At 65.6% G+C, this 25,769-nt stretch carries 19 protein-coding genes and 1 pseudogene; 9 read left to right on the top strand and 11 right to left on the bottom strand.

The window, feature by feature from the left end:
* Positions 1 to 103: 103 nt before the first annotated feature.
* Positions 104 to 1,276 carry an ROK family transcriptional regulator gene (locus B9C43_RS21455; protein ID WP_033381358.1) on the bottom strand — a complete coding sequence of 391 codons (1,173 nt, stop codon included), beginning with the start codon at positions 1,274 to 1,276 and terminating at the stop codon, positions 104 to 106.
* 122 nt (positions 1,277 to 1,398) lie between these two features.
* On the opposite strand from B9C43_RS21455, the gene B9C43_RS21460 reads away from it, so the two are divergent.
* The 4 genes from B9C43_RS21460 (at position 1,399) to B9C43_RS21475 (ending at position 7,565) form a co-directional block, all read left to right on the top strand.
* On the top strand, positions 1,399 to 2,622 hold the full coding sequence (locus B9C43_RS21460; protein WP_084428657.1) for an ROK family transcriptional regulator: 1,224 nt from the start codon (positions 1,399 to 1,401) through the stop codon (positions 2,620 to 2,622).
* A 461-nt stretch (positions 2,623 to 3,083) separates the two neighbouring features.
* Positions 3,084 to 4,343 (top strand): glycoside hydrolase family 16 protein, encoded by a 1,260-nt coding sequence (locus B9C43_RS21465; RefSeq protein ID WP_084428658.1) that lies wholly within the window; start codon positions 3,084 to 3,086, stop codon positions 4,341 to 4,343.
* 99 nt (positions 4,344 to 4,442) lie between these two features.
* Complete coding sequence (locus B9C43_RS21470; RefSeq protein ID WP_084428659.1) at positions 4,443 to 6,305, top strand: ricin-type beta-trefoil lectin domain protein; 1,863 nt, start codon at positions 4,443 to 4,445, stop codon at positions 6,303 to 6,305.
* 159 nt (positions 6,306 to 6,464) lie between these two features.
* Entirely contained in the window at positions 6,465 to 7,565 is a 1,101-nt protein-coding gene (locus B9C43_RS21475) for a chitinase (RefSeq protein ID WP_084428660.1), read from the top strand.
* A 56-nt stretch (positions 7,566 to 7,621) separates the two neighbouring features.
* On the opposite strand, the gene B9C43_RS21480 is transcribed toward B9C43_RS21475, so the two are convergent.
* Both B9C43_RS21480 and B9C43_RS21485 read right to left on the bottom strand, forming a co-directional pair.
* On the bottom strand, positions 7,622 to 10,369 hold the full coding sequence (locus B9C43_RS21480) for a carbohydrate-binding protein (RefSeq protein WP_200825632.1): 2,748 nt from the start codon (positions 10,367 to 10,369) through the stop codon (positions 7,622 to 7,624).
* A gap of 100 nt (positions 10,370 to 10,469) precedes the next feature.
* Positions 10,470 to 11,930 carry a discoidin domain-containing protein gene (locus tag B9C43_RS21485; protein WP_084428662.1) on the bottom strand — a complete coding sequence of 487 codons (1,461 nt, stop codon included), beginning with the start codon at positions 11,928 to 11,930 and terminating at the stop codon, positions 10,470 to 10,472.
* Positions 11,931 to 12,356: 426 nt separating this feature from the next.
* Here B9C43_RS21485 and B9C43_RS21490 point away from each other — a divergent pair, with 426 nt between their 5' ends.
* The gene (locus B9C43_RS21490) at positions 12,357 to 13,022 is read left to right on the top strand and encodes a LuxR C-terminal-related transcriptional regulator (protein ID WP_033381366.1); all 666 of its coding nucleotides are present in this window, start codon (positions 12,357 to 12,359) and stop codon (positions 13,020 to 13,022) included.
* Between the two features lie 216 nt (positions 13,023 to 13,238).
* On the opposite strand, the pseudogene B9C43_RS21495 reads toward B9C43_RS21490, so the two are convergent.
* The 8 genes and pseudogenes from B9C43_RS21495 to B9C43_RS56775 form a co-directional block, all read right to left on the bottom strand.
* Positions 13,239 to 14,492: pseudogene (locus B9C43_RS21495) on the bottom strand (ATP-binding cassette domain-containing protein); the annotation flags it as partial.
* Positions 14,493 to 14,671: 179 nt separating this feature from the next.
* Entirely contained in the window at positions 14,672 to 16,321 is a 1,650-nt protein-coding gene (locus tag B9C43_RS21500) for an ABC transporter ATP-binding protein (RefSeq protein WP_084429130.1), read from the bottom strand.
* An 84-nt stretch (positions 16,322 to 16,405) separates the two neighbouring features.
* A complete protein-coding gene (locus B9C43_RS55710; RefSeq protein WP_125727639.1) occupies positions 16,406 to 16,558 on the bottom strand; it encodes a SapB/AmfS family lanthipeptide in 153 nt (50 codons plus the stop codon).
* 24 nt (positions 16,559 to 16,582) lie between these two features.
* Positions 16,583 to 19,165, bottom strand: a complete 2,583-nt coding sequence (lanKC, locus tag B9C43_RS21505) for a class III lanthionine synthetase LanKC (RefSeq protein WP_084428664.1) — start codon at positions 19,163 to 19,165, stop codon at positions 16,583 to 16,585.
* Positions 19,166 to 19,369: 204 nt separating this feature from the next.
* A complete protein-coding gene (locus tag B9C43_RS21510; protein ID WP_033381373.1) occupies positions 19,370 to 20,542 on the bottom strand; it encodes an ABC transporter permease in 1,173 nt (390 codons plus the stop codon).
* Positions 20,539 to 21,189 carry an ABC transporter ATP-binding protein gene (locus tag B9C43_RS21515; protein ID WP_084428665.1) on the bottom strand — a complete coding sequence of 217 codons (651 nt, stop codon included), beginning with the start codon at positions 21,187 to 21,189 and terminating at the stop codon, positions 20,539 to 20,541. The genes B9C43_RS21510 and B9C43_RS21515 overlap by 4 nt, the downstream gene beginning before the upstream one ends.
* Entirely contained in the window at positions 21,186 to 22,220 is a 1,035-nt protein-coding gene (locus tag B9C43_RS21520) for a peptidoglycan-binding protein (RefSeq protein ID WP_160096622.1), read from the bottom strand. Before B9C43_RS21520 ends, B9C43_RS21515 begins: the two co-directional genes overlap by 4 nt.
* Entirely contained in the window at positions 22,217 to 22,726 is a 510-nt protein-coding gene (locus B9C43_RS56775; protein WP_160096625.1) for a hypothetical protein, read from the bottom strand. Before B9C43_RS56775 ends, B9C43_RS21520 begins: the two co-directional genes overlap by 4 nt.
* Before the next feature lie 88 nt (positions 22,727 to 22,814).
* Here B9C43_RS56775 and B9C43_RS21530 point away from each other — a divergent pair, with 88 nt between their 5' ends.
* From B9C43_RS21530 to B9C43_RS21545, 4 genes are read left to right on the top strand one after another with little or no spacing between them, the layout of a single operon-like run.
* Positions 22,815 to 23,465: a response regulator transcription factor gene (locus B9C43_RS21530; protein WP_033381377.1), complete on the top strand. Its 651-nt coding sequence runs from the start codon at positions 22,815 to 22,817 to the stop codon at positions 23,463 to 23,465.
* Positions 23,462 to 24,529 (top strand): sensor histidine kinase, encoded by a 1,068-nt coding sequence (locus B9C43_RS21535; RefSeq protein ID WP_084428668.1) that lies wholly within the window; start codon positions 23,462 to 23,464, stop codon positions 24,527 to 24,529. Before B9C43_RS21530 ends, B9C43_RS21535 begins: the two co-directional genes overlap by 4 nt.
* Positions 24,530 to 24,898, top strand: a complete 369-nt coding sequence (locus B9C43_RS21540) for a VOC family protein (protein ID WP_084428669.1) — start codon at positions 24,530 to 24,532, stop codon at positions 24,896 to 24,898.
* Positions 24,895 to 25,767, top strand: coding sequence for a class I SAM-dependent methyltransferase (locus B9C43_RS21545; protein ID WP_084428670.1), 873 nt, complete (start codon positions 24,895 to 24,897; stop codon positions 25,765 to 25,767). Before B9C43_RS21540 ends, B9C43_RS21545 begins: the two co-directional genes overlap by 4 nt.
* Positions 25,768 to 25,769 lie beyond the last annotated feature (2 nt).

The following is a 25,769-nucleotide window of genomic DNA, read 5'->3' on the forward strand; positions in this document are numbered from 1 at the left end:
TCCACGACTTAAGGTAAGTCTCGAAGCCTCAACCGTCAACGGGTGTCCCCAATGAGTGGTTGCCAGGGTCAGCACCCACGAGCTCTACGCTGGGAATTGGCCACTAAGCAGGCCGCGCCCCCGTCGCCAGGAGCTGCAGAACGGGCAAAGTGGCAGCGCCGAGCGCGACTTCGGCATTGCCCAGCTGCCCCAACTCGATTTCGGTCTGCGCGAACAAATAAGGCAGTGCGTGCCGTTTGACCGCATCCCGCACAGCCGCCAGAACAGCCGGCCCGAGCACAGCCGATACCCACCCGGACAGCACAACCTTGTCCGGATTGAGCATGTTGACCAGGTTCGAGATCCCGATCCCGAGATACTCCGCGGTCTGCGCGACCACGCGCTGAGCGTCCGGATCGCTCAACCCCACCAGCTCGACCATCTTCGACTCAGTGTCCGAAGCGGACAGATCCTTGCCGTAGCGGCCGAGGATCGCCTCAGCCCCAACGTAAGCCTCAAGGCACCCGCGCGACCCGCACCGGCAAGCAGCCCCGCCGACCTGCACCACGGTGTGGCCCCACTCAGCGGTCACCGATGTCGCTGAGCGGTAAGAGTCCGACCCTGTGGCGACCGCAGCGCCCACACCGACGCCCAGCAGGGCAATGACGGCCCGCGACGCGTCCCGGCCAGCGCCACGCCACATCTCGGCCTGCCCCAACGTCCGGGCGCAGTTGTCGACGTACAGCGGCGCGTCCACCAGGGGCCGCAGCATCGAGACCAGCGGAACGCCGGACCACTTCAGGGTCGGCGCGTGGACCAGACCATCCGACAACACCGCGCCTGGCACCCCGACACCCACGCCCAGCAGAGATGCCGAGTCGGTCGAAGCGGTCACCGCGGAGATGCCCTGTACGACCAGCTGCACGACCTGCTCGGGATCGAGTTTTGTGTCCGCTATCGGGTATGTGGCCGTATCCAGCGTGTTCAGCGTGCAGTCGAAGAGTCCGACCTGGACATGGGTCTCTCCGATGTCCACGCCGACGACGTTGCCGAAATCCCGGCGGACTTGCAGCAGCGTCCGTGGACGTCCACCGTCCGAGTCGACCGAGCCCGCCTCGGCTACCATTCCGTCGCTGATCAGGTCCGATATGACGTTGCTTACCGTGGCTGAGCTCAGGCCTGATGCTTGCATCAGTTCGAGCCGGCTGCCCGGTCCGTCGAGGTAGAGCCGCGACAACAACGCCGATCTGTTGTGTCGGCGCAGGTCACGCGTTGTCTGCTGGGTGGACCGGAGCACGTATGGATTGTGCCATGTCCGGACATCACCACCGGTTGGCTTTACTTGAAAATTTAATTTATGGCCGGTATTTAGGCTGGTGAGGCATGCTGTTGCTGGCTTGCAGCCAGAGAGGGGTAGTCATGGCTCCGAAGCGCACCACCGTCCGGGACCTGCGCCGCAGCAACCGATCCACCCTGCTCTCGAAGCTGTTCTTCGACGGCCCGCTGAGCAGACACGAGCTGAGTCAGCTGACCGGGTTGAGCGCGGCGACGGTCAGCAATGTGACCGGGGAGCTCGTCGAGGACCGGCTGATCATCGAGGCAGGCCTGGTCGAGTCGGACGGGGGCAGGCCGAGGGTGCTGCTGCGCGTCGATCCCCAGTACGGGCACGTGATCGGTATCGACGTCGGGGAGACCGGGGTCAAGGTCGAGCTGTTCGACCTGGCGATGAACCGGCTCGCCGCGGCCGATCACCCGATGACTTCGCCGAAGCCGGACCCTGGCGAGGTGGTCGAGCAGATCGTCTCCGGTGTCGACGAGGTGCTGCGGGCGTCCAAGGTCGAGGAGCACACCGTGCTCGGCATCGGTGTCGGCGTGCCAGGGACGGTTGAGAAGAGCGAGCCGGTCGTCGTGCACGCGCAGACCATCGGCTGGGAGGGCGTGGCGCTCGAGCAGTTGTTGCGCACCGGTGGGATCACACTGCCGTTGTTCTTCGACAATGGCGCCAAGACTCTTGGCCAGGCGGAGATGTGGTTCGGCGCCGGGCGTGGCGCCAAGCATGCCGTGATCGCGTTGATCGGGTCTGGCGTCGGGGCCGCGGTGATCGCCAACGGGACCACGTATCGCGGGTCCACCAGCAGTGCGGGCGAATGGGGCCATACGACCATCGTCTACGACGGCAGGCCGTGCCGATGCGGGTCACACGGCTGCCTTGAGGCGTACATCGGTGCCGAGGGGATCCTTGACCGGTACCGCAAAGCCCGCGGTGGGCGGGACGTTCCCGGTACGGACGAACAGTCCCAGTTGGACGCACTGGTGGCCGCCGCCGTCCGGTCGAAGACCGCGGCCAAGGTGCTTGAGGAGACCGCCGGCTATCTGGGTGCGGGAATCGCCAACCTGATCAACCTTTTCAATCCCGAGCGGATCGTGCTCGGCGGGTGGGCCGGTCTGTCCATTGGCGGACGTCTGCTGCCCATGGTTCGACAGGTCGCGCGGGCACACGCGTTGCGGCATCCCTATGGCGTGACGTCGATTGAGCTCTGCCAGCTCGGTCCGGACGCGGTCGCGGTCGGTGCCGCGACGCTGCCTGTGGCGGCGATGCTCGACGAAGGCGCGGATCCCAGGGAAAATACGGCCGCTGCATAAGTTGATCTTTGCCCCGGTGGACCGGCGCGGCGCCGGTCCACTCAAGGCCTCCCCTGCCGGAGGTCCGATTCCGGAAGGTACTGGTCAACTGTCTATTGAGGACAGCAGCATGTAGACCATTCGCACCAAAGCTGTGAATTGGCTTGTGGTGCAGGCCACATGCAGGAAACACCGCCGGGCCGCGCCGCGTCAAGGGTGGCGCCACTGAACGCGGGTCAATTTCGGTGTCGTCACTGCAGGCCACAGCCTTGTTCACGTCTTTTTTTGAGGTTAAAATAATCACGGGCGACGGTGCCCGGTCGGCAGTCGATCAAGCCGGGTGTTGCCGCCCTGGTCTAGACCATGCATACTGCAGACATCGCAGCAGATTCCTTTAGTTTAAACACTTAAAAAACTTAATCGGGGTGGCGCACACCCCGAGTGAGAACGCTCTCGCAACCCCTGCACGAGAGGTGACAAAGATGTCCAGCCGCCTGTCTTCACGGCGGACTCGGGCCGGGGCCGTGCTTTCCGCGGCCCTTGTGCTCGGTTCAATGCTGGTCGGCACTGCGCTGAGCACGCAGGCATCCGCCGCCCCCGCCCCTGACGTGGGCATCGCCGCGACCACTTTCGCCGACGAGTTCAACGGTCCCGCTGGGACTCCGGTCGACGGCAGCAAGTGGAACCACGAGATCGGCGACAACGTCAACAACCACGAACGCCAGTACTCCACCAACCGCACCAGCAACGCTTCGCTTGACGGCCAGGGAAACCTGGTCATCACCGCGCGCCGGGAGAACCCGGGCAACTACAACTGCTGGTATGGCCGTTGTGAGTACACCTCGGCCCGGCTCAACACGATCGGCAAGTTCAGCCAGACGTACGGCCGGTTCGAGACGCGGTTGAAGATGTCGCACGGGCAAGGCATGTGGCCCGCGTTCTGGATGATGGGCACCACCGGCGGCACATGGCCGAACAACGGCGAGATCGACATCATGGAGAACGTCGGATTCGAGCCCAACACCGTGCACGGCACCATCCACGGGCCCGGCTACTCCGGTTCCGGCGGCATCGGCGCCGCGTACACCGGTCCGCGCTTCGCTGACGGCTTCCACACGTTCACCCTCGACTGGTCGCCGAACCTGTTGATCTGGTACGTGGACGGCCAGGAGTACCAGCGCCGCACACCCGCCGACCTCGGTGGCCGGACATGGGTGTTCAACGACCGGCCGTTCTTCATCATCCTGAACCTGGCTGTCGGTGGTTACTGGCCCGGTGACCCGAACGCCAGCACGCCGTTCCCGAACAACCTGACAGTCGACTACGTCCGTGTCACCAACACGCCTGGCGGCGGTGGCGGAGGCGGCGGCCAGATCACCGGCCTCGCAGGCAAGTGCGTGGATGTCGCGGGTGCCAGCAACGCCAACGGGACTCCGGTTCAGATCTACGACTGCAACGGCAGCAACGCGCAGCGGTGGACCCGCAGCGGCAACCAGCTGCAGGCTCTGGGCAAGTGCCTTGATGCCGCCGGCGGCGGCACAGCCAACGGAACGCTCGTACAACTGTGGGACTGCAACGGTTCTGGTGCACAACAGTGGGCCATCAGTGGTGCCAATGACATTGTGAACATCCAGGCCAACAAGTGCCTCGACGTCACCGGCAACAACTCGGCCAACGGCACGAGACTCCAGATCTGGGAGTGCACCGGCGGTGCCAACCAGAAGTGGAATGCCGCTGTGTGACATGCCAGGCGCTGCGTCGGATCCCCTGCACCCGACGCAGCGCCTCCCTTTTTCTCTCTGCAACTAGCTCGTTACGACGACGAACGAGGTAGCCCCGCCATGCCGAAAAACCGCCGCAATCCTTTCCTTTTCGGTGCCGTATCCCTGCTGACGCTGACCGCGCTCGCCATCCCGACGCCTGCCCAGGCCGCCGGCGAGACCGTGAACATCTGGCTCACCACCACGAACGACGCCGACGGCGTGAACGTCACCCGCGGCCTGCAGCAGCAGACGCCGGTGAACTTCGCTCCCGGCACCGGAACCGGCGCGGTGACCATCACCGTTGACGAGAACACCCAGTTCCAGCCGTTCGAAGGCGCTGGAGCGTCCTTCACAGACTCCGCCGCGTGGCTGATGAACTCAAGCAATATCCTGTCGGCGAATACTCGCAGCGAAGTCATGCGGCGACTGTTCGATCCGAACACCGGCATTGGCGTGAGCTTCATCCGCAACCCCATGGGTGGTTCGGACCTCGCTCGGTTCAGCTACACCTATGACGACATGCCCGCCGGGCAGACCGACCCGACGCTCGCCCGGTTCAACATCAACCACGACCTCGCGGACGTCGTTCCCCTGACGCGCCAGGCGTTGCAGCTCAACCCGGCACTCACCGTGATGGGTTCGCCGTGGTCGGTCCCGCCGTGGATGAAGGACAACGACGACTACAAGCTCGGCTGGGTCGAGTCGCAGTACTACCCCGCGCTCGCGCAGTACTTCGTCAAGTACGTGCAGGCCTATGCGGCACAAGGTATTCCGATCAAGTTCGTCACCGTGAACAACGAACCGACGTGCTGCGCCAGCTACCCGTCGACCATGTGGAACGGTTCCGGCCTGCAGTTCTTCACCAAGAACAACCTGCTGCCCGCGTTGCAGGGCGCCGGACTGTCCACAAAGGTGCTCGCACTGGACTGGAACTGGGACCAGTACGCGGGTTACGGCGCGCCGACGGTCAACGACGCCGCGATCCGCAACCACCCGAACTTCGGCGGGATCGCGTGGCACGGCTACGGCGGGAACGTATCGACGCAGACCCAGGTGCAGAACCAGTACCCGGGAATTCCTCAGTACGGCACGGAAATGTCCGGTGGACTGTGGGTCGGCAACCAGCACACCGACGACATGAACTACATCATCAACACCACGCGCAACTACGCCCGTACGGTGACCAAGTGGAGCCTGGCGATGGACCAGAACCACAACCCGCACAACGGTGGTTGCAACCAGTGCACCGGCCTGATCACGGTCCACAACGGTGACGGCAGGCACGGCCAGGTGGACTACACCGTCGAGTACTACACGATGGGGCACCTGACGAAGTTCGTGAAGCCGGGTGCGCGCCGGATCCAGTCCAACGACAACGCCTCGGTGAAGAACGTGGCTTGGCGCAACGCCGACGGTTCCAAGGCCCTGATCGCGTACAACACCACTGGCAGCACACAGAGCGTGCGCGTGAACTGGGGTGGCCAGTCGTTCACGTACAACTTGCCGTCCCGCACGTCCGCGACCTTTACGTGGTCCGGTGCACAGAGCGGTGGCGGTGGCGGTACCGGGCAGATCACCGGCCTCGCGGGCAAGTGCGTGGACGTGGCCGGTGCCAACAGCGCCAACGGAACCGCAGTGCAGCTCTACGACTGCAACGGGTCAAGCGCCCAGCAGTGGACCCGGTCCGGCAGCCAGCTGCAGGCCCTGGGCAAGTGCCTTGACGTCTCAGGTGGAGGCACCGCGAACGGAACGGTCGTCCAGATCTGGGACTGCAACGGTTCCGGTGCGCAGCAATGGAACGTGACCGCCTCGAACGACATCGTCAACACCCAAGCCAACAAATGCCTCGACGTGACCGGGAACAACTCGGCCAACGGCACAAGACTCCAGATCTGGGACTGCACCGGGGCCGCCAACCAGAAGTGGACAGCCCCAGCCTAAGTCGCCGTGTCCACCTTTGCGGCACACCGAAACACACATTCCGACACCATGAAATTCCCGGAGCAAGGGGTGCCAAGGGGATTTCATGGTGCTGGAGTGGTCGGCACACCGTGCCGGAATGGTGGACACGACTTTCCCTGCCATCCATCGGAGAGAAGTATGTTCAGACGAAGAATCGCCATGGTCGCCAGCGCAGCCGCCGCGCTGGCTGTGATCGCCCTGCCGTCCGGTACGGCCAACGCGGCCGTCGGACAGATCACTGGCCTGGCCGGCAAGTGCGTGGACGTCGCGGGTGCCAACAGCGCCAACGGAACCGCCGTCCAGCTGTACGACTGCAACGGCACCAATGCCCAGCAGTGGAACAACACGGGCTCAGTGCTGCAGGCGCTCGGCAAGTGTCTTGACGTCGCCGGTGGCGGCACCGCCAACGGGACCGTCGTCCAGTTGTGGGACTGCAACGGCAGTGGCGCGCAAAGCTGGGTTGTCAGCGGCGCCAACGACATCGTCAACACCCAGGCCAACAAGTGCCTTGACGTCACTGGCAACAACTCCGCCAACGGCACCCGGCTGCAGATCTGGGAGTGCACCGGCGGTCCCAACCAGAAGTGGAACGCACCTGCCGGTGGTGGCGGCAACCCTGGCGGCTTCGTCGTCACCGAGGCCCAGTTCAACCAGATGTTCCCCGGCCGCAACGGCTTCTACACCTACAGCGGACTGGTCGCCGCGCTGAGCTCGTACCCGGCCTTCGCCGGGACCGGCAGCGACGTGACCCGCAAGCAGGAAGCCGCGGCGTTCCTGGCCAACGTCTCCCACGAGACCGGCGGTCTGGTGCACGTCGTCGAGCAGAACCAGGCCAACTACCCGCACTACTGCGACTGGGGCCAGCCCTACGGCTGCCCGGCCGGACAGGCCGCGTACTACGGCCGCGGCCCGATCCAGCTGAGCTGGAACTTCAACTACAAGGCCGCGGGCGACGCGTTGGGCCTGCCGCTGCTGAACAACCCGTGGCTGGTGCAGAACGACGCGGCCGTCGCGTGGCGTACCGGCATCTGGTACTGGATGACCCAGAACGGCCCAGGAACCATGACCCCGCACAACGCGATGGTCAACGGCCGCGGTTTCGGTGAGACGATCCGCAGCATCAACGGTTCGCTGGAATGCAACGGCGGCAACCCCAGCCAGGTCCAGAGCCGCGTGAACAACTACAACCGCTTCGTCGGCATCCTTGGCGTGCCCCCAGGCGGCAACCTCTACTGCTGATTCATGACCAGGAAGCGGCACTCACCTCGCCCAGGTGAGTGCCGCTTCGTGCGTTCCTAGAACTTCACCGTCACTGTGTCCACATCGAACAGGAAGCCGGAGCCTCCGGTGAACACGAGGTAGAGCGTCCCGGACGCGGTTGCGCTCAGATTCGCCGACACGGTCTGGAAGTTCTCCCAGCCGCCCGTGACCGGGACCGTGACGGATCCCAACAACGTTCCGGTCGGCGAACCAGACCGGACCTGGATCGTGCCACCCGAACCCGCCGAGGACACGCGAGCCTCGAAGGCCTTGGCGCCAGACGTATCCACAGTGGAATACGCGGCCCAGTCACCGTTCTCGATGTAACCGGCCGTGTGTCCGCCGCTGGCATTGGCATGCGGGGCGGGTTGGACGCCCGAGGTCGACGAATACCCCTCACCCTCGACCGTCTTCGACGGCCCACCGCTCGGTGAGGTGTTGAAGGTGAACGCGTCGATGTCGAACAGGTTCCCCTGGCCCGTGACTCCCTTGAACACCAGGTACAAGGTGGTCGTTCCGGATGGGACATTGCTCAGGTTGCCCGACACGTTGGTGAACGTGTCCCAGCTGCCTGTGTTGGGGATCTGGACTGAACCAAGCAAAGGTCCGGTTGCCGAGCCGGTGCGGACCTCCATCGTGCCGCCGGGGCCGCCGGAGGAAGCGCGGACGGTGACACTGGTCGCACCGGTCAGCGAGTACGGCGTGAAGGCGACCCAGTCGTTGTTGTCGGTGAACCCGACGGTCGTGCCACCTTCGGCCGCGCCGTGCTGAGCGAGCTGCACACCACCGTTCTGGCTGGTGAAGTGCTCGCCCTGTCGATGCCGTGGCTGCAGGATGTTCTCGTCGTGCGTGGTCAAGCCGCCGTTGTCGGTGTACTCCGCGTCGAACACGCCGTAGACGTTCGCGGCTGGGTCGTGTTCGCCGTCGATCGGCACCGGGATCGACCCGGTACAGCCATTTCTGGATGTGATGTCATGCCGGTGGCTGTCGTGGCCAAGCTTGTACGTCACCTTGACCCGGCTGCAGTCGATCGTGCCGTCCTCCGGGTCCGACACGTTCACCTGGAACGGCACTGTGTCACCGAAGGAGAACAGCTGGCCGTCCACAGGAGACTGAAGGCTCACCGATGGCGCGGTGTTGCCCACGGTGATCTGCACGTTCGCCGAACCGGTCAAGCCTTGTGGATCACGGACGGTCAACGTGGCCGTGTACTTTCCGTTGGCTGTGTATGTCTTCGACGGGTTGGCCTGCGTCGAAGTCGTGCCGTCGCCGAAGTTCCACGAGTACGTCAAGGCCCCGCCTTCGGGGTCATTGCTTCCCGCGGATGAGAAGTTGACCGCCAGCGGGGCCGGGCCAGAGGTTCGGTTGGCCGAGGCGACCGCGACGGGGTTGCGGTTCTGGCCACCGATGTACTCGATCCGCCAGAGCGCTTGGTTGCCGGATCCGGTCCCGTAGTCCAGGACGTACAGTGCGCCGTCCGGACCGAAGTTCATGTCCATGACCTGCGTACCGGTCCACGGGAACGCGCCGATGTCACCGACACCTCCGGTGGAGGTGACTTCGATCGCCTTGATCCAGCGGCGACCGTACTCACCCGCGAAGTACCGGCCGTTCAACGACTGCGGGAACTTGATCGACGAGTTGAGGTTGGCGTCGTACCGGTAGACCGGGCCGCCCATCGGCGACTCCGAACCACCGCCGAACTCCGGTGGTGTGCCGCTGTCGCCGCCGTACTTGATCCACGAAGGCTTGGCGGACGGCAGGGTCTGCTGTCCGGTGTTGCGGAACGAGTTGTTCGTCGGGCCGCCCGCGCAGTTGAACTTCGCACCGGAAGGTCCACTAGGGAACTGGTAGTCGTTGTACGTCTCCTCCGGCGTGTTCGTCCCGGTGCAGTAGGGCCAGCCGTAGTTGCCTGGGCCGGTGATCCGGTTGAACTCGACCTGGCCGTTGGGGCCGCGGTTGGGGTTCGTAGACCCGGCGTCCGGTCCGTAGTCGCCGAGGTACACGATCCCGGTCGCCTTGTCGACGTTCATCCGGAACGGGTTGCGGAAACCCATCGCGTAGATCTCAGGCCGGGTGTTGGGTGTGCCGGGAGCGAACAAGTTCCCGGACGGGATGGTGTACGTGCCGTCAGGCTGCGGCTTGATCCGCAGCACCTTGCCGCGTAAGTCATTGGTGTTGCCGGACGAGCGCTGGGCGTCGAACTGCGGGTTGCGGTTGGTGCGCTCGTCAATTGGCGTGTAGCTGTCGGACTGGAACGGGTTGGTGTCGTCACCCGTTGTCAGATACAGGTTTCCGGCGGTGTCGAAGTCGATGTCACCGCCGGTGTGACAGCACTGGCCGCGGTCGTTCGCCACCCGGAGCACGACCTTCTCGCTGGCCATGTCCAGGGTGTTGGCAGTGGTCAGGACGAACCGGGACAGGTGGAGCTCGCCCTTCCACCTGTCCCAGTCCGCCTGTGTCCCCTCGGTCGGCGCATCGCCGCTCGGTGTGGCCAATTTGGGTGAGTAGTAGAGGTAGATGAACCTGTTGCTCGCGAAGTTGGGGTCGGCCGCGACCCCTTGCAGGCCTTCCTCGTCGTGGGAATACACGTCGAGCTTGCCCGCAGTGCTCGTGTTGCCTGCCGCGTCGGTGACACGGACTGTGCCGTCACGAGCGGTGTGCACCACGGATCTGTTCGGCAGGATCGCGAGCGACATCGCCTCGCCGAGTTCGTTCGGCCCGAGCGCCAGCTGCACCTGCTGGTAGTCGCCCGGCGGGATGACCGATCCTGCGTTTGCCACGGGGGTGGGGATGCTGACGGCGGCGGTGACCATTAGTGCGGCCGTGAAGCCACACCGACGCCGCCCGGGGGACGGGGCCATCGGTGTCCTTTCTGGACTTTTACGGGATGCGGTACGCCTGCAGCTCGGCGATCTGCCCGGCGGGCCAGCCGGTGTTGCCGGTGAAGTGCAGGCGGAACGTCCGCTGGGCCGTGGCGGGGAAGGTGATCGTCACGGTGTTGCGTGACGCGGGATCGAAGGTGTAGCCCTTCGCGGGGACAATCGCCGAACCGTCGCCGTACACCGTCAGGGTTTGCGTTCGGGGACCCCATGACGGTGGCAGGGACAGCACAAGCTTGCTCACCTCGGTGGCAGTGCCGAGGTCGAGCGTGAGCGACTGGGGGAAGGCGTGATTCGCGCTTTCCCAGTAGCTGTTGGTATTCCCGTCGTTCGCGTTGACCGCTGGATACCCGTTCTGAGTGCTGCTGGCGGATATCGGTTTGCCCTGTGCCAGATTCGGGTTCGTGGGCGGAATGCTCCCGCCGGTGAACTGGCCGACCCAGTACTTGGTGCGGTCGAGGTACGACGTCTCCGCAGCGGACCCGGTCTTGCCGTATGCGCCTTGGTACGTCAGATAGCCGTGTCCCGCGGGCGGGTTCGACCGGGCAGGTTCGATGGTCGAGCCCTCGTGCCATTCATTGAACGACGTCACCGAGACCCATGTCGGCGCGCCACCGGTGGCCGGGTTGAGCGCATTGCTCCACTGCCTGTCGTACATCGCGCCGTTGTCACGGTGGACCGTCGGTGTCGTGTTGCCCGGCACCCCACGGTCGTCGATGTAGCCAGGCGCGACCGAAGGCGCCCACACCAAACCGTTGGCCTTGCAGAAGTCCGACGCGGTCTTCCAGCCGGGCGCGGTCGCACCGGCGATGCCGTCGTAGGTGTACATCCCGCCGAAGTGGGCGACCCTGGCCGGGTCGGTGGTCTGCGCCAGCACGATGCTGGTCGACTTGACCTGCTCCAACGCGCTCCAGTCGGTGATCCGCAGACTTTCGAAGACGTAGAACGCGCCACGGTTGCCGTACCGGTAGAACGCCGGGCTGCTGCCGTACTTGGCGTTGATGTAGTTGATGTCCGAGACTGTGGACTCGGCGGTTCTGGTGCCGTACGGCTCAAGGTGCCAGGCGACCTTGATGCCATGCCGCGCGGCGGAGGCGAGGATGGCGGGCGCCATTCTGTCCTCATATGACCCTTGCCCCCACCAGCTCGAGATGATCGTGCCCGCGCCGGACTGCTGGATCCAGCGCATGTGTTGATCGATCACCGCGGTGTCGCCGGAGTCGTAGGCACCTAGCGCCGGGTAGAAATCGGCACCGATGTCATCGGGTGGAGTGTGGCCGCCTTGCTGCCAATGCCGGTAATTCCCGTTCAGTGACGGGTTTCCATACCACGGGTAGTAGAAGAGATGAACGTCAGCCGCAACCGCCTGCACCGCCAAGGAGGCCGACGCCGGCGGCGCCGTGACCATGCCGAGGGTGAGCAGGAAGACCAGCAGGCCGACAATGCTTCGCAGGGTTCGCATGTCTGTCTGCTCTCAATCCTCTGGCGCCATTGCCAGATGACCGGGATAATAAGTTCAGCGCCTCTACTAAAGCAAGATATAAACTACATAACGCAAATTTCTGACTTATACTGGACACGGCTTCACCATTCGCTAAACCCGCGACGGACTCCGTGGGCGCGACGCACAGCGAGAACGGACAACGTCCTTCCGAGTCAGAGATAGCCACGGCTTGACCGTTCTTTTGTCACGTCCGGCCTAGCGACGTCCCCCAGGACCGCTGCCACCTCGACGAATCCCGGAATTCACCGGTTGATTATTTGCCGGATTGCTCCATTGGTATGAGCCAAGATCCAACGCAAAGGCGCGCAGGTAACGGCCATATGCCCAACCCGTATCTAGGGATCGCGTGGGGAGCTCGCCCAGGGCTCTGGAGAGGGAGGACGAATGTCGGCAGGGCCGCAAGTCAGCCCCGAGACAACCGGGTACCCGGCCACCGCGTCGGGGTTGATTCGAGTGCTGCTGGTCGTGGACATGGATCTACTGCGCGACGCACTCGTGACACTGTTATCCGAACAACACGACATGGAGGTGGTCGCCGATCTGAAGTGCGATGACAACGTTATCCCGATAGCGACGAGGATTCGGCCCGATGTCGCGGTGATCGATGTGGACCAGCCGTGCTCCCGTGGCCTGGCAATGATCCCGGAGCTGCGTGCCCGGCTGCCGCGCATGCAGGTCGTCGCATTGGCCGCGGCCAGCCCTCCTGGTCTGGTCCAACGGGCGCTCACCGCCGAGGTGCTGGGGCTTGTCGACAAGAACGCGTCGGCCACCCGGTTGATCGCCGCGATCCGTGGTGCCGCACGAGGTTCGCAGGTGGTGGACGTCAATCTGGCTGTCGCCGCGCTGGCGGCGGGACCGAACCCGTTCACGCCGCGGGAACTGCAGGTACTTCGATTAGCCGCCGACGGTGCCTCCGGACCGGAGATCGCCTCCCGGCTGTCGCTGTCCAAGGGGACCGTGCGGAACTACTTGTCCAAGGTGATGAGCAAGACTTGCGCCCGCACCCGCATCGATGCCATCCGGATCGTGCGTGAGGCGGGCTGGTTGTGACCAATGCCCCCAGAGGTCTCGGTACAACGGTGACCGCCGTACGAGCGAAGCGTGGTCGCCGACCGCGGCTGTGACCCCGTCCAATACGAGGATCCGCTCGGCTCGCCGCGCTGAGCTGATCCGGTGCGCCACCACGATGAGCGTTCCACCTCGCCGTGCGAATGCTTCCTCGGCGCGCCGTTCGGCCACCGGGTCAAGGTGACACGTGGCCTCGTCGAGCACCATGAGCCGGGCCGGGCTCAGATAAGCCCGGACCAACGCGATCAGCTGCCGCTGCCCCGCGGACAGACCCGACGGGTCGAGCTGGTCGCCGATCTTCTCGACCAGGTCACGTGCACCGACGGCGGCGACCGCGTCCTGGATCTGGGCGTCGGTCGCGTCCGGCCGCAGATACGTCAGGTTGTCCCGCAACGGGCCTGCGAAGACGTAGGCCTCTTGGGGGATCAGCACCCGGTCCGCCGCGTCCAGGTCGCCCGCTCGTATCCCGCCGAACCGGATCGAGCCCGCGTCCGGTTCACGCAGGCCGCAGATCAGGCTGGCCAATGTGGACTTCCCGATCCCGCTCGGGCCGACCACCGCGAGGTGTTCTCCCGGCAGAATGGTCAGATCGAGGTCACGCAGGATCGGCTCGGAGTGCGGGCCGTAAGCGAACCGGACATCACGCAGGATCAAGTCCTCGCCTTGGCGGTCATGCTCGCGTGGCCCCTCGACCGGCGGGATCGTCGTCTCGTCCAGGATCCGGCCGAGCGTCACCACGAACCGCAGGCCGCTGCCACCGACTCCGGCGATGACGGCTTGCAGGGCCGGTTGCAGGCCGGAGACCACGTACGTCAGGCCGCCCATGATCAGACCCGCGGTCAGTCCTTGTCCAACCAGCCAAGGCCCGGCGATCAGGATGGCGGCCAACGGAAGCCAACCACCGACGGCGAAACACGCGGTGCGCAGGGCGGCGACTTTGGCCATCGCGCGTTCGGCGGCGGCCTGGTCGTGGATCGGGCCGGACACCATCGCGGCAGCGTGATCTTCGGCGCCGCATGCGACCACGTCCCGCGTTCCGGCCAGCACAGTGCCCGCGCTCGCGGCGAGTCTCTCGTCGGCCAGAACCGAAGCTCTTTGCTTGGCCGCCGCGAACCCGAGTGTGGCGAGAAAGGCACCAAAACCGAGCAGGAACGGTGGCAGGATCAGCAACACCACGACCGGCGCGAGCGACAACAGGCCGATGACCACGCCGACAACGGTGACCACAAAGCTCCGGATCACGACGATCAGTCCGGCATACGTGTCCCGGACGATCTCGACTTGCCGAGTCAGCCGGGCCAACGCGCCTTCGTCTGGTTGCCCGGACACACCTTTGTACAACGCGCTGCCGACAACCCGGCGGACGAGGTCGTCACGGAAGGGCTCGACCAGCTCGCCGAGGCGCTGGAACACCTTGCGTGATCCGGCCGAGCCGATCACCGCGGCCACCATCAGCACAGCCAGCCAGCCGAACCCGACGACGGGCCGACCGGCCAGGAATCCGTCATCGACGGCATTGGCCACCGCGAGCCCGGATATCGCGGTGGGCAAGGCTTCCGGTATCGACCAGCCGAGCAAGGCGAAAGCGGGCCCGGCTCGCAGCGCGGCGACACCGAACCGGACCTCGCGCTTCACTCGGCCGCTCCGAAGACGTCCTGATACGCCGGATCTCGCCACAGCACTTCGTGCGGTCCGACCGCACGCACCCGCCCGGAGTCCAGCCACACCACAAGGTCCGCTTTCGCGGCCGTGGCGACTCGGTGCGTGATGATCAACCGCGTGCGGTGGCCGTGGTCCTCGGTCAGCGTCCGGCCGATCTGCATCTCGGTCACCATGTCCAAACTGGACGTCGCGTCGTCGAGAACGAGCAGCCGCTCGGCGTTCCACGCGCGGGCAAGGCCAAGGCGCTGGGCTTCACCGCCGGACATCGGCGCTTCAGCCAGCGGTGTGTTGTAGCCCCGCGGCAGCCGGCTCACGAACTCGTGCGCGTGCGTGGCCTTCGCAGCCGATCGGACGTCGCCTGCACGACCCATACCGATCGCGTCCGCGACGGTTCCTCCTACCAATACGGGGCGGTCGAACGCGCAGCCGATGGCTTTGCGCAGATCCTCATGCGTCAGGAACTTCAAGGGGACGTCGTCGAGAAGCACATCACCGTTCGCTGGTTCGGTGAGCCGGGCCGCGACCGCCGCCAGAGTCGACTTTCCTGCGCCGGACCGGCCGACCACCGCGATCGCCTTGCCACCTGGCAACGTCAGCGTGACATCGTCGAGAACCGCTGTCTCTCCCCTGTAGACGGTGATGTGCCGGAACTCCAGCCGTCCTTTGCCTTCCGGGAGCCAGAGATGTCCGTAGCCGATCGGCTGGACGTCGAGAACCTCGGCCGCGCGGTTGGCACCGGCCTTGGCTCTGGCCAGACGGCTGAAGACACTCGTCATGCTGCCGAGCCCGGCGCCAAGGACCGCGTACTGCAATGCGGCGAACAACTCGCCGGGAGTGATCCGTCCATTCAGGAGTGCCACGCCGCCGGCGGCGAGCACCGACACTGTCACCAGTGGACCGACCACACCGGCGTGCGACACAGAGCGAGCGAGCACTTGCCAGCTGGCCATTCCCTGGTCGTGCAAAGTAGGCAGCTCACGCAACACGCGGCGTTTCTCTTCGCACAACGTGCCCGCTGCCGCGATCGTGCGGGCACCGGCCAGCGATTCCGCCAGCCGGGCCGCGATTCTTCCTTGCACTTGCTGGTATGACGTGATGACTTGGGCGGTTCGGCGGGTGAAAGCCCGCAGTACCAAGGCGACGAGCGCGACACCGCCGAGAAACGCGACCGCGAGCCACGGATCGATCACCACGAGCAGGACAAGGCTGCCGGCAGGTGGCAGCACCGCCATCCACACAGTGACCACGGCCGGGCCCGCTTGTGCGGCGTCCACGGCGTTCCCGGACACCCGGGTGACCAGATCCCCGGTGTCGAAACCACGATCCGGGCCGGCCGCGAGCAGGTGCCGGACCAAGCGCTCGCGCAACCATGCGGTCGTGCCGGCGACGCAAGCTACGCCAGCGAAGGAATCCACCAGGTCCGAGGCGATGCCCACCGCGATCAACAGCCCCGCCATCACAAGCCAGGTGGAGCCGGGACTGCCAGTAACGATTGCGTCAACCGCTTTGCCAAGGACAAAGGGCAAGGCGAGCGTGCTCAATGTACCGACCAGCGCGGATACTCCGATCACCGGAAGCAGGCGGCCTCCGTGCCGTGCGATCGCGCCGAACGTCGTCACCACGGGCTCCTATAGTTGGGGCGCGACCCCGGGGCGAGCGACAGTCGTCCCGGGGTCGCGCTGCTCTAACGATCTACGACTGTGTCAGTGGCAGATCAACAGCGACAGGCCGGAGGTGCCGCCGCACAGGGTGACGCTCAGGTTGCTCGGGCAGCTGTGGCCGCTGTTCGAGCTGCCACCGCCGTGGCCGCCGGTCTGCGGCGCGGCTTCCATGCCCTGCAGGTCAAGAACAGACATCTCGTCTACTCCTTGTGTCGGGGGTTACTGCGAACCCGCACCGGTTGGCGCGGGCGTCTGTGGGGCCGCGCGGCGCGTGGGCGCCAGCAACGGCAGGTGGACCGGCTCGTCATGCAGAGCCATTCCCACCGCGAGCAGCACACCGGCGGTGCCGGTGGCCAGGTCCATCGAAAGTCTCAGCAAAGCCGTTCCGGGGTAGGCGATTCCGTCCCCGTACGGCAGGGCGTGCCAAGCCAGATTACGGATCTGCTTGGTGACCAAGGGGTCCGTGCCAGGCATGCGACCGGCGAGATAGGCGAGGATCCCGGCGCGCCCGGTGAACAGTCCAGGCAGGATGTACATTGTGGATCTCGCCGCGTTCTCGATGCCGCGGTTGGCTTCGACGAACTGGTCGTCATGCTTGCGAGCCAAGTACTCGTCGAGAACAATACCAAGGCCGACACTGCCGCCGTCAAGGTACGGCATGGTCCGCCAGCCCTCGTTGATCTCCAGAACACCGTTGTCCCGCAAGAAACAGCGCTTCAGGTCCTGGCGCAACGCGTTGGCGGCCCGGTCAAGGAAGTTCGCGTCACCCGTGTCGTCATAGGCACGCAACAACAACAGCGCTTGGCCGGCACGCCCACGGAACAGCCCGGCGTGCGGATGTGTTCCGCCGCTGATGCCGGAGTCGTCCTGGTCGTCAGGGCGCTCCGCGACCAGCTCCGCGGCCCGCAGAGCGGCCATCCGCAGCGCCGGTTCGCCTGTGCGGTCAGCGAAGTGCAACAGGTTCAGCCCGATGCCGGACAGCCCGGTCATCAGGTCGGGACCGACCGCTTCCCACTTCTCGCGAAGGCAGATGTCCAGTGTGTCCAGTGCCTGCTGGCGGTAACCGAGATGGTCCATGGTGAACGCGGCGCCATGCAGTCCGTCGAACAGGCCGATCCGTGACCCGCCCGCAGGGCTCGTCGCCCGGCGCACAAGCCAGTCCTCGAACTGTTCGCAGCGGTGGCCACCGGTGACCGACAGGGCATAGAGGACACCGGCGGCACCGTGTGCGAGGCCGAGACCGCCCACGCCGAACTGCCTGGGGTCGCCCGGAAACAACCGGTCGTCACGGTCCGGCGTGGCACTCGCGACGATCGCGCGGACCATGTCGTCACGCACCTTCGGCCACCCGGCCCGGTCGGTGGTGATGCGCGGGCTCGGGGTCGCCGGGGTGTCCGGCGGGACGATCACATCGACGCCCTTTTCCAGGAACTCCCGCGACACTGGGAAGTGCTCGGCGATGATGTCGGCGAACTGGCGTGCCTTCACCCGGTGCAGCCCAAGCAGGTTCGTCATCGGCAGGAACAGCGCGAGCCGCAAGCACGCCACCGCGTACTCGTCGACGCCGAACCCGGTGACCGAGCGCGGTGCGGTGAAGCCCGGATTGCCAAGGCCCGGCCGGGTCGCCTCTTCCACCGGCGCTGCCACTTCGTAGTCAAGCAAGGCGATTGTGTCGTCCTCGCGAACGATGATGTTGAACAGGTGCAGGTCGCCGTAGACGATCCCGCGCTCGTGCACCGCCTTCATGGTCTGTTCGACCTGCCGGTGGATCTTCACGGCCCAGTCGGTGAACCGGGCGTGGTCCTCGTCGGTCGCGGCCGGGTCGATCAGCGGGTACCGCATGGTGATCGCTTTGCCGAGCACGTCACCCTTGACGTACTCCATCACCATGAACCGGTGCTCCCCCAGCCAAAACAGGTCGTAAACCTCAGGAATGCCAGGGATCCCAGCGAGCCTGCGCAGGGTGTTGTGCTCACGTTCCAGTCTGCGCACGGCGTCGTGCGCCCAGGCGTCCAGCCCCGCGTGCGGGCGAGCCTCCTTGAGCACGACCTCTTTGCCGGTCCGCGTGTCCTTGCCGACGTAAATGCCGCCGCCGTTGGAGAAGTGCACGACACTGTCGAATGTGTACGGCAGGTCGGTCACCGTGACCGCGTTGCGAGCAGCCAAGTGCGGTTCGAGGAAGCTGGGCAACGTGACCCACGGCGGGGTGTAGAAGACCGGGCCGCGCCGATCGGCCACAAGCGTTCCGTCCGGCGCGGCGATCGCGTCGACCACTTCGCCAGTCTCGTCCACTGTGTACCGATTGGCGAACGCGCCGTACCGGACGTACAGCGGCCCCTTACCCCAGCGCAGGTCGCTGAGGATGTACGGACTCGGCTCGCCTTCCAGGATCTCGCCGAGCTCGGTCAGTATCCGCTCGCATTGGCCGTCGTCCTGCGGGTAGATGGTGACGAGCTTGCCGCTGAAACCTCGCGGAGCGTATTTGGAAACCCGGGCGGTCAATGCGGAGCGTGACCGGAGGAACTTGAACTGGATACCGCGCGGCACGCAGTAGTCGAAGACCTTGTCGATCACGCGGCTGGCGTTGTCCGGCGTCGCCGACGCGTGAATCTTCCAGCCTTGCAGCGGAGTGTTCTGGGTGCCGGGGTTGAGTACGAACCAGTCGTCCTGCTCGTAGCAAGTCCATCCGTCCGGCAATGCGCGGTGTGCCGCCGCGAATGACTCGCCGGCCGTCTGCTCGGAGTGCATCGCGTCGTAAAACGACGGATCCGCCATGCAGTAGGCCTCGTACTCCTCGTTCATGGCTGCAATCGTTGTTACCTGTTGGCTGGACGCATAGTGAGTTCCGTCATCAGGCGACTACGCGCCTGTCACCAGCTGACGGTGCGTTTTTCACATCCGCCGGTTCCGGGGCGTAACGCTCCGATCATCCAGTGCGATGCCCCATTTGACGAACGGGCTGGTCACCAAAGCCCCCCGTGGTGCCCACCCCGTTTGTCAGTGACATCAGCCCACTGCGCGCAGAGCTTCAGTGGGTGAAAGTCTCGCGGCACGCGCGGCCGGGTATATCCCGGCCAGCGTGCCGGCGAAAATACTCGCTGCCAGCCCGCCCAACAATGCCGCAGGCGGGACGACCACATCCCATTCCCGCACAGCGGCATACCCGGCGGTCACGGCTGAGCCGATGGCAAGCCCGGCGATTCCGCCAAGGTGGGAAAGAACCACCGATTCGACAAGAAATTGCACGCGGATGTGGCGACGGCTCGCGCCGAGTGCACGGCGCAGGCCGATCTCGCCGCGTCGCTCCAGCACTCCGATCACCATGACGTTGGCGATCCCGACCGTGCCGACCAGCAGGGCCACCCCGCCCAGTCCGAGGAACAGGCCGTTGTACGCGCTTTCCACCGCACTGCGGGCGACAAGGACGTCCGACGGGCGGCTGACTTTCACCGCACCCGGGTCCGCCGGATTGGCTGCTGTGGCCAGTTGCGGCACCAGCGCTTCGACGGCTTCGCTGGCCGAGCGCTCGTAAACAGTGGTCGGCGCACCGTCGAAACCGAACAAGGTCTGAGCGGCGGGATAGCCGACCAGCGCTGCGGAATCAATGGTCTGGTCCAGTAGGGCGGTGCCGAGAACCCCGATCACGGTGAACCACTGGCCGCCGAGGAACACCTGGTGCCCTGCGGTGACGCCGAGCCTGCGGGCGGTCGCCGCACCGAGCACCGTCGTCGGATACCGATCGATGGCTTGGTTGAACCACGTCCCTTCCACCACCGGGACCTGCAGTGTCTCCGGCAATCCAGGACTGGCAGCCAGAATCGAGATGCCGCCGGTGCTCACCTCCGGCATGCGGTCGTGCCGGTACACCGCACCTGGCACGCGCCCGACGTGCGCGACCTGTTGCACGCCAGGCAACCGGCCGATCATCGCCGGTGCTTGCGGCGGCAGGGTCGCGGTGTCGCCAAATGCGTTGTTGCCTGGCCGCACGGTCAATAGATTGGTTCCCAGCTGGTCGATCTGCTTGAGCAGACCGGCCTGGCTGGACGCGGAAACCCCGAGCACGGCGACCACACAGGCGATACCGATCGCGATGCCGAGGCAGCTCAACGTGGTCCGCAACGGACGACCGCGGATCCCCAGCAGGCCAAGGGAAATTGCATCACGCGGGCGCAATCTCACTGGATCACTCCATCCTGGATGCGGACTGTCCGAGGCATGCTCGCGGCCAGCCGGTCGTCATGCGTGATCACCACGACCGTCGTCCCAGTCTCGTTGAGACGCCTGAGCAGGCCGGCCACCGCGGCACCCGACCGGGAGTCGAGGTTTCCCGTGGGTTCATCGGCCAGTACGACATCCGGTCGCCCGACCACCGCACGAGCGATCGCGACCCGCTGGCACTCGCCTCCGGAAAGCTGCCCCGGCCGATGTTTCATCCGGTGGGACATGCCGACACTCGCCAACGCTTCCGCCGCACGTTCCCGGCGCTGCTGCCGCGGTGTCCCGGTGTACAGCAGCCCGGTGGCCACATTGTCCATTGCGGACAGCGTCGGGTTGAGGAAGAACTGCTGGAACACGAACCCGATGTGGTACGCCCTGACCACGGCCAGCCGGCGGTCCGGCATACCGGTGATGTCCTGCCCGGCGACACGGACCGTGCCCGCGGTCGGCTGATCCAGCGTTCCCATGATCTGCAACAAGGTCGTCTTGCCTGAGCCTGAGGGGCCGACAACTGCGACGAGTTCACCGGATCGCACGATCAGGTCGATGTCCCGGAGCACGGTCAACTCTCCGTACTTTTTCGTGACCTTGTGTAGCTCAAGGGTCATATCGTCGGCACCTCCACCCGCATCCCCTCGACCAGTCCCGGGCTGGTGATCTCGACCCGGCTGGCGGTGAACAGGCCGGGCTCGACCTCGATGGTGTGCCTGCCGTTCTGGTCGACCACCACAACCGCGTACGCGCCGCCCGGCACGACAGTCAGCGCTTCGATCGGGACTGTGAGCACCCCCCGCCGCGACTCGCCAGGAAAGATCACGGTGACCGGGCCCTCGAACACCCCGCCGAGCTCTGCCTCCGGGCTCGTGATCAGGATGTCCACCCCGATGGTCTGCCGCTCCTGGTTCGTGTTCTGCTGCCCGTTCTGCTGCGGTTGGGTGGCAGTGGACTCGATGGTCTTGACCACTCCGGTGACCGATCGGCCGCCGAACAGTCGCACCTGGACGGTCTGATCCACCGCCGCCATCGAACGATGCCGCCGGTCGAGGTCCACGTGCACACCGTGCTCGGTCCCCGTCCCGGTGACGAGCGCTTCACCTGGCCTGGCCATCGCACCGACCAAGCCGTTGGTTGCTGTCACCCGCACCGGACCCGCCGCGACGAGTGCGTCCCCTGGCTCGACCGTGCCGGTCTCGGTGAGGCCGAGCGACTTCTGCCAGCGCTTCACCGCGTTCACGGTCGCCGAGGTGTACGTGTCGTCCGGGGTGAAGGTCGCGTGGCCGAGATCGACGAGATTGCGTTCGAGTTGCCGGACGTCCTCCCCTTCCACAGCACGGTTCAGCGGCCGGTAGAACGGCAACGTGCCGTAGAACAACGGGATCGGCCGCTGATCGACCGCGTACACCTGCTGCCCACGGGAGATCACTTGGCCAACGCCGGGCATAGCCGTGACCGTGCCTTGCCGTTGAGCGACAAGCTGGATCGACCCGACGTAGCCGAGCTGGCCCGGCTGTTGGATCGACGACACCAGGTCGCCGCGCGTGACCGGCGCCGTGGGCAGCGGTTTCTGCTCAGCCTGCGGCTGGGCTTGGCTCGTGCATGCCGTGGCGAGCAGGACAGTGGCCACTATCCAGCCCCTCACTTGCCGTTTCCTCCCTTGCCGGGCGGGCTGTCCAGTGCTTCGCGCATCTGGGGCGGCAGATGCTCGTCGCACGCTTCGAACGCCGGTTGCCACGCAGGCGAGTCGTAGAGGTTCTTCTCGATGGTGAACCTGTTGTCGGGCGTCGGATCCGGCATGTCCACACCGTGCTCCCGCATGCACCGCGCGAAAGCAAGCCATTGCTCGGGCGTGCCTTTCTGGTTCGGCACGCCCGCCGCGACCATGGCGTCGTTCAGCGGCTGACGGCACTGCTGCCGGTCGGTCTGATACCCCTGCGTACGCCGTTCGTCCTCGGGTTCCTGGAACACCGGCAGGCCGTCCTCGTTGAAGGCCGGGTCGGGCACTTGGTGTCCGCGGTCTCGCATGCACTGGCTGAAGCCGACCGCGGTCCGGCTGATCTCCTCGGATTTCGCAGGCTTGACCGGTTCCGTGGTCGCCTGACAGCCGGCCATGACGACGGCCGCGATGATCAACATGGCTTTTCTCATGGGCCGCACCCTGCTCGCGGGCGCATCAACGCCGCGTGCGCGAAAGTCTTGAACTCGTCTTGATCCGCCCGGGTGTCTACTGGGACGTATGCGTGTGCTTGTCGTCGAGGATGACGCCGTGCTGGCTGAGGCGATCGCCCGTGGCCTGCGGCGGCACGCGATGAGCGTCGACGTGGCAGTCGATGGCGCGCGAGCCTTGGAGTGCGCGGCGGTCACGCGATATGACGTGGTCGTGCTCGACCGTGACCTGCCTGGTGTGCACGGCGACGAGGTCTGCAGACAACTGACCGGCGACAGCACCCGGATTCTGATGCTGACGGCCGCTTCGACCGTGCGTGACCGGGTCTCCGGGTTGAACCTCGGCGCCGACGACTACCTGCCGAAACCTTTCGCGTTCGACGAGCTGGTCGCCCGTGTGCACGCCTTGCTGCGTCGGTCAGCGCCCGCCCGTGCCCCGGTGGTCTCCCGCGCCGGGATCACACTCGACCCGGCGCAGCGCGTGGTGTTCCGCGATGGCCGGTTCATTCGCTTGTCCCCTAAGGAGTTCGCCGTGTTGTACGTCCTGCTTTCGGCGGATGGCGCGGTGGTCAGCGCCGAAGAGCTGCTCGACCGCGCGTGGGACGAGCACGCCGACCCGTTCACCAACAGCATGCGCACCACGGTCGGGACGCTGCGCAAGAAGCTCGGCGAACCGCCTGTGATCGGCACGGTGGTCGGCGCGGGATATCAGATCCGATGAGACTCACCGCGCGCACCCGGCTGACTTTGCTGTTCTCCGCGTTGATCGCGTTCTCCGGCGCTGTGTTGGCGGTGATCGTCATCGTGCTCGCGTTCACGCCCAACCGGGCCAATGCCGAACCCAAGATCCCGGCGAACAAGGTTGTCGTGATGGAGAAGTCCCAGATCGACCAGCTCGGCGTGGACATCAAGGCACAGGCACGCACCGAACTGCTGGACCGGTTGATGCTCGGCGCCGGGATCGGGATCGGCGTGCTGACCGTGGGTTCAGCCGGGCTTGGCTGGCTACTTGCCGGTCGGGTGCTGCGGCCGGTGCACGTCGTCTCCGGCACCGCACGGCGGCTTTCCCAGCAGAACCTGCACGAACGCATCCCGGTCAGCGGTCCGCAGGACGAAATGCGCGAGCTGGCCGAAACCTTCAACGACATGCTGGCCCGTCTGCAGCGATCGTTCGATGCCCAAAGCCATTTCGCCGCCAACGCGGCACATGAGCTACGCGGCCCGATGACCACACAGCGAACTCTGGTCGAGGTCGCCGCCTGCGCGCCCGACGCCCCGCCCCCGCTGCGCGAATTGGCCAGTTCGCTCGGCCCAGTGCTGGACCGTCAGGAACGTCTGGTCAACGGCCTGCTGGAACTCGCGTGGAGCGAGCACGGCGTGACCAAGGTCGAGCCCGTGCGGGTCGACTCGCTTGTCCGCGCGCCGGGTGCTTCGCTGTCGCTGCAACCTTTGACCGTGCGCGGCGATCCGACGCTGCTGGACCTTATGGTGGACAACCTGGTCCGCAACGCCTTCACCCACGGCCGGGAAGTCTGGGTCAGCACCACGTCGGACTCGTTGTGCGTGGAGAACACCGGCGAAGTGGTGCCGGCTGAGCGGCTCGCCACCTTGACCGAGCCGTTCCGCCGGGGCAGTCAGGACCGCTTGAACAGCAACGGAACGGGTCTCGGTCTGGCGATCGTCAACGCTGTTGTCCGTGCCCACAACGCCTCTCTCGAGCTGACGCCGCGGCCCGGGGGCGGAATTCGCGCGACAGTCCGGTTTCCAGCTGGCACCATGCGGTGAATGGCTCGCCTGCGTGACATTGTCATCGACTGCAAGCACCCCGCGTCGCTCGCCCGGTTCTGGGCGGCCGTGCTGGACGACTACGAAATCGCCCCTTACGACGACGAGGAACTAGCCCGGCTGCGAAGTATCGGAGTCGAGTCGCCGGAGGACGACCCCACTGTCCTGCTGCAACGCCTTGACGGCGCGCCACCTCGGATCTTCCTGGTGCTGGTGCCTGAGCCGAAGACCGTGAAGAACCGCGTCCACCTGGACATCGACGGTGACGTCAACGCGGTACTGGCACTCGGCGCGACACTCGTCGCGAAACACGAAGGTCATCACCTCCTCAACGACCCGGAAGGCAACGAGTTTTGCGTTATCCCGTGATCCACGAACACCCGTTGGCGTACGTCCTCGGCCTTCAAGGCATCGCGTTGCTGCAGGGATTCATCGGTGAGCACGACCGGGACTTCATCGAAGCCAGACTCGCGGAGATCCGTGAGCTGCTGGACAACGAGCAGCTCACCCAGGCTGTCGAGGTCACTCCGGTGAGCACAGTGGACGGTTACCGGACCTGGTCGGCCACGTACGACAGTCCGTCCAACCCGGTCTTCGAGATGGATGTGCCCATCCTCAAGGAGATCCTCGCGGACGTGCCTGCGGGTATGGCGTTGGACGCGGCTTGCGGGACCGGCCGGTACGCGGAACTCCTTGCCGGGCAGGGACACCGCGTGATCGGTGTGGACAGTTCGCCGGACATGCTCGAGCGGGCCCGCAAACGCTTGCCGGACAGCGAGTTCCGCGAAGGCACTCTGCATCACCTGCCGGTCGACGAGGTGGACCTGATCCTGTGCGGGCTCGCGCTGACGCACAACCCGGACCTCGGGCCCATTTTCGCGGAGTTCGCCAGGGTGTTGCGGCCCGGTGGGCACCTGGTCGTCGTCGACATGCACCCGGACGCCATCCTGCGTGGCTCCATTCCCACTGTTCGCGGGCCGAAGGGCGAGCCGTGCCGGGTCGTCACGTATCGCCACTCGATGGGTGACTACCTCCGCGCGTCGCTCAGCAACGGCCTCACGGTCCGGCGCTGTGAGGAACTGCGGAGCGCCTCGATGCTCGAGAAGACCGACAGCCCCGGTCCGTGGGATGTCTGGCCGTGGTCGTTGGCCGCGTTGGCGCCGGAGGCCGCGTACGCCGCCACCGGTCCACAGATGGTCATCTGGCATTTCCAAGCCGATATCTTGCACACGATGTAATC

Origin of the sequence: Kibdelosporangium aridum, assembly GCF_900176515.1 — a bacterium.
GTDB lineage: Bacteria > Actinomycetota > Actinomycetes > Mycobacteriales > Pseudonocardiaceae > Kibdelosporangium > Kibdelosporangium aridum.